The 4,915-nt window shown below is 70.7% G+C and carries 4 protein-coding genes; all 4 read right to left on the bottom strand.

The genetic code is table 11. The features are described from left to right. The coding region (locus VJR25_RS15730) for a quinone oxidoreductase family protein (protein ID WP_324116732.1) at positions 1-471 on the bottom strand (471 nt) is incomplete at its 3' end. 167 nt (positions 472-638) lie between these two features. Next, a complete protein-coding gene (locus tag VJR25_RS15725) occupies positions 639-2,294 on the bottom strand; it encodes an amidohydrolase (protein WP_324116729.1) in 1,656 nt (551 codons plus the stop codon). Between the two features lie 8 nt (positions 2,295-2,302). Further along, the gene (locus VJR25_RS15720) at positions 2,303-3,151 is read right to left on the bottom strand and encodes a molybdenum cofactor biosynthesis F family protein (RefSeq protein WP_324116727.1); all 849 of its coding nucleotides are present in this window, start codon (positions 3,149-3,151) and stop codon (positions 2,303-2,305) included. A 33-nt stretch (positions 3,152-3,184) separates the two neighbouring features. After that, entirely contained in the window at positions 3,185-4,660 is a 1,476-nt protein-coding gene (locus VJR25_RS15715; RefSeq protein WP_324116725.1) for an APC family permease, read from the bottom strand. Between the last annotated feature and the right edge of the window lie 255 nt (positions 4,661-4,915).

Raw genomic sequence — 4,915 nt, 5'->3', positions numbered from 1 at the left:
CACGCCGACCCCGCCCGCGGCCCCGCCGATCAGCACGGTGTCGCCGGCGGCGACCCGCACCGTGTGCACCGCGGCATCCGCCGTGCGTCCGGCGATCTGCAGCGTCCCGGCGACCTCGTCCGACAGGCCGTCGGGCGTGCGCTCGAGCGTCGCCGGGTCGAGCACGACGTGCTCCGCGACCGCCCGGCCGCGCGCGCCGCCGTAGACCCGGTCGCCGACCGCCCAGCCGGTGACGCCGTCGCCGACCTCGTCGATCTCGCCGGCGAGGTCGTTGCCGAAGCCCGCCGGCATGGTGACGCCGAACGCGTGCGCAGCGGCCGGGTGGGTCGCGATCTTCCAGTCGACGGGGTTCAGTCCGGCGGCGCGGACGCGCACCCGTACCTCCCCCGGCCCGGCGTGGGGCTCGGGCCGGTCGATGACCTCGAGCACGAACGGATCGGCGATCTCCTGCTGCTGCACGAAAAGACTCATGGTGAGTGAGACACCGCTGGCGGGCGGCGTATTCCGAGCCCGCGAGGAGCGCAGCGACGAGAGCAGCGACGAGACGAAACGCCGTGACCCGCGAGGCTCACGGCGTTTCGTCTCGCTTCGCTCGCTCAACGACCGGGGGACACTGCGTTTCGGCTCGCTCCGCTCGCTCAACGACCGGTGGGGGCGGCGGCGTACACCTGGCGGCCGGCGAACCAGGTCTCGCGGATCTCGGTGTCGATGATCTGCTCCGGGTCGCCGGCGACGAAGTCGCGGTCGACGATCACGAAGTCGGCGGACTTGCCCGGCTCGAGCGACCCGGTGACGTCGTCGACGCCCATGGCCCGGGCGCCGTTGATGGTGAACGCCTCGAGCGCCTCCGTCGGGGTCAGAGCCTGTTCCGGCCACAGCGTGCCGGGGGCACGGTGCAGCGGGTCGGCGCGGGTGATGAGTCCCTGCATCCCCTCGAACGGGTTGGGCGACTCGCTGACGGGCCAGTCCGACCCGCCGGCGACGAGCCCGCCCGCATCCACGATCGACCGGTTCGGCTGCGAGTGGTACGCCCGGTCGCCGAGCACGGCGGCGAGGGCGTCCGGGATGACGCCGGGGAACCACAGGAAGGGCGAGATGTCCGCCGAGATGCCGAGGCGCACCAGGCGCTCGAGGTCGTCGCCGGCGAGGAACTGCCCGTGCGCCATCTGGACCTTCGTGTCGGTGAACCCCTCGCCGCGCAGCCGCTCGACCACGTCGATGAGCAGCCGCGCCGACCCGTCGCCGGTGACGTGCACCTTCGCGCCGAGGCCGCGCTGCGCGACCGCGTGCAGCCAGTCGTAGAGCTCGTCGAAGTCCATCGTCGTGGTTCCGTGGAAGTGCGCGCCGTGCACGTCGTCCGGCAGGTACGGGTCGAGGAACAGCGCGGTGCGGGCGGGCGGCACGCCGTCGAGGAAGATCTTCACGAAGTCCGGCCGGTGGTGTGCGGAGCGGAACTCCTCGCCGCGCTCGATGAGCGGATGCCCCACCAGCTCGTAGCCGAAGATCTCGTCGTTGATCGTGATCGACGACACCACCCACGCGTTCAGGTCTCCGGCATCGTCGAGTGACTTCAAGGCCCCGAGGATGTCGATCGACACCGCGGCATCCTGGAACGCCGTCACACCGTACCCGTTCAGCAGCTCGACGCCGCGTGCGGATGCCTGCCGGTGCTGCTCGGGGGTCAGCCCGCCCGCCTCGGCATGCGCCTTGGCGACGCGGATGCCGGCCGCCTCCAGCAGCACGCCGCTGGGCTCGCCGTCGGCGGCATCCAGCAGCGTCACGCCCTCGCCCGGGATCGAGTCCTTCGCGATGCCCGCCAGGTGCAGGGCGCGGCTGTTCACCCACCGGTTGTGGTGGCTGTCGTCGGAGAGCATGACGGGGCGCCCGCCGGATGCCTCGTCGAGCCGCAACCGCGCCGACGTGGTGTTCAGCTCGTCCATGAGCGTCGACGCCCAGGATCCGCCGGTCACCCAGGCGCCCTCCGGAAGGGTCTCCGCGTGCGCCCGGACGCGGTCGAGGATCTCGTCGAGCGAGAGCGCCACGCTGAACGACAGCTCGAACAGGTCGGTGACGCCGGCGACGGCGTGGTGGTTGTGCACGTCGACGAAGCCCGGGTAGACCGCGCCCCCGTCGAGTTCGCGCACCACGGTCTCGGGACCGCGGTGCGCGAGCACCTCCGCCGCGGTGCCGACCGCGAGCACCCTGCCGTCGGCGACGGCAAGGGCTTCGGCGGTCGGCTGGGCGCGGTCGGCGGTGCGCACCACGGCGCCGGTGAGGATCAGATCGGCGCTCATGCGGGGCCTCAGCGGGTGAGTTCGCGGGCCGGGTCGTACTCGGCCGGGTGGATCGTGTTCGAGATGAGACGACCGTGCGCGCCGAACGTGAAGTGCGTGGGCCGGGCCGACGGGTCCTCCGCCTCGCCGAACAGCACGCCGTGCGAGCGGATCGCCTTCTGGTCGCGGTGGTCGGCGATCGTGATCGACCCGCACGGGATGACGCCCTCGCGCCACGTGAACACGTAGATGCCGGGGCGCATCTTGTACACGGTGTTCTCGTCGGTGTCGGCGAGGCCCTGCTCGGGACCGGCGAGGCACTGCCAGGTGTACCAGTGCGGCGACAGGTAGACGTGCTCGTACGCGTGCACGCTCGAGTACACCCACAGCACGCGGCGGCCGATGAGCTCCAGGGTCGGGGCCGGTGCCTCGCCGACGCCGCCTTCGACCTCCTCGATCCGGGCCACGTTGAACAGGTGCTGCACGGCGACCTTCTCCACGGTGCGCTCGCCGAGCACGGCGATCACCGACAGCGCGTAGCCGCTGCGGAGGTCCAGGAACAGCGACACCGACTCGTTCGGGTGGTAGTCGTCGTTGTGGTGGAACTGGGCGTAGTACAGGTCCTCGTCGACCTTGATGACCTCGCAGTCATCCGTCTGGCTGGTGGCCTCGATGGGGTCGCCCGTGCCCGGCTGGTAATCCCACGACACGGTGCCCGCCCCGAACGTGTGCGCGATCCGGGTGCCGCGCTCGTCGACGAGCGTGAACGTGCGCCCGTCGAGGTCGCCGGACAATTCCGCCTTGCTGGCGTCGAAGCCGGGCGCCAGGCCGTCCAGCGGCAGCCAGGTGGACGTGTCGGAGAGATTCACATCGGACATGTTCGTTCCTTTCGGTAGGTCTTGGGGTGGGCGTCAGAACCCGGGCACCGGGTCGCGGCCCTCTTCGGCGGCGTGCACGTTGAACTTCTCGAGGTCGGTGGCCAGCGCGTCGTACACGGCGGGCTTCCTCTTGCGCAGGAACGCGCCGTAGATGACGCCGCCGACGACGGCCACGAGCAGCAGCACCGGCAGGCTCAGGATGACCGGCTCGTTCGAACCGGCCACGACGTCGAAGTGGGTGATCGCGAGCACGACGATGCTGGCGAGCCCGAGGAACCCGAGCCCGGGCGCGATGAACGTCGACCACCAGCGCGGGTCGCGGGCGCGGCGGAACCAGACCACGATCGACAGTGCCGCGAGCGCCTGCAGCACGACGACTGCGAGCGTGCCGAACCCGAGCATCGCGGGCACCAGCACACCGATCGGGCTCAGCTGCGCGAGGGCGAAGCATCCCGCCACGACGGCGCCGAAGAGCGCCTGCACGAGGCCCGCCACGGCCGGAGCCCCGGTGGAGCGGGTGCGGGCGAGCACGCGCGGGAGGATGCGGGCGCGGCCCATCGAGTACAGGTACCGGGTGGCGGAGTTGTGGAACGCGAGCATGGCCGCGAACAGGCTCACGAGCAGCAGGATCTCGGCGATGATCGCGAACGGCGCCCCGAGGTACTGGCCGATGAGGGCGAAGAGCAGGTCACCGGCGGCGAGGTGCTTGAGGCCCTGGTTCTGCGCCTGTGCGACGCCGGCCGCGGACACCATGGCCCACGTCGAGACGCCGAGGATGATGCCGATCGCGATGATGGCGCTGTAGGTGGCGCGCGGGATGGTCTTGAGGGGCTTCTTGGCCTCCTCGCTGAACAGGGCGGTCGCCTCGAAGCCCAGGTAGCCGGTCGCGGCGAGCAGCAGGCCGATCGGCAGGGATCCGGAGAACACGGCGGTCGGGCCGAATGCGGAGACGTCGAACCCGGTGCGCACGAGCACGGAGATGTCGAACACGACGAGCATCAGGGTCTCGAGCACGAGCGAGACGCCGAGGATCTTCGACGAGAAGTCGACGCCGCGCCGGGCCATCAGGAAGCAGACCGCGATCGACAGCAGACCCCACACGTACCAGTTGAGGTCGAAGCCGGTGAGCCCCTTGATGATCGTCTCCATGAAGAAGCCGGAGGTGCCGATCGTGCCGACGACGAAGAAGTTGTAGCCGATCGTCGCGATCAGGCCGGCGATGAGTCCGCCGGTGCGGCCGAGGCCCTTGACGACGAACGCGTAGAAGCCGCCCGCGTTCGCCAGCTGCTTGGACATCTGGGCGTAGCCGATGGCGAACAGCAGCAGGATGACCGCGACGATGAAGAAGGAGGCGGGGGCGCCGCCGCCGTTGCCGAGCGCGACGGTCAGGGATGCCACCACCACCATGCCGGTCAGCGGGGCCACCGCTGCGAGCACGAGGAAGACGATCGCGAACACGCCGAGGGTGTTGGCGCGAAGCGTTGTCGCAGAAGTCGGAGTATCGGACACGGAGGGCTCCTTCGCCAGGCGTCGAGGCTGCGTGGTTGCAGCAGGGTGCAGTTTCGGGCTGCAGTACTGATTGTGCTCGCGGGCAGGCCCGCCGGTCTTGTCACAGAGCGCCGGGGGCTGTTGCCCGCGCGCAGGGTCGGCCGATGGGGGATGCCGCTGCCTCCGGGCCGGGAGGCATGATCGAACGCATGGAGATGGGAATCGCGGGGCGTCGTGCCCTGGTCACCGGAGCCGCGGGCGGCATCGGCCGGGCCG

The organism is Microbacterium sp. (assembly GCF_035277845.1).
Classification (GTDB): domain Bacteria; phylum Actinomycetota; class Actinomycetes; order Actinomycetales; family Microbacteriaceae; genus Microbacterium.
Note: the sequence above shows the minus strand (reverse complement) of the source record. Positions and strands in the feature narration are given on the sequence as shown.

What these genes read in the sequence shown, in the direction of transcription:
- VJR25_RS15725 (WP_324116729.1), bottom strand. Translation starts at nt 2,294, where the DNA reads ATGAGCGCCGATCTGATCCTCACCGGCGCCGTGGTGCGCACCGCCGAC.
- VJR25_RS15720 (WP_324116727.1), bottom strand. Translation starts at nt 3,151, where the DNA reads ATGTCCGATGTGAATCTCTCCGACACGTCCACCTGGCTGCCGCTGGAC.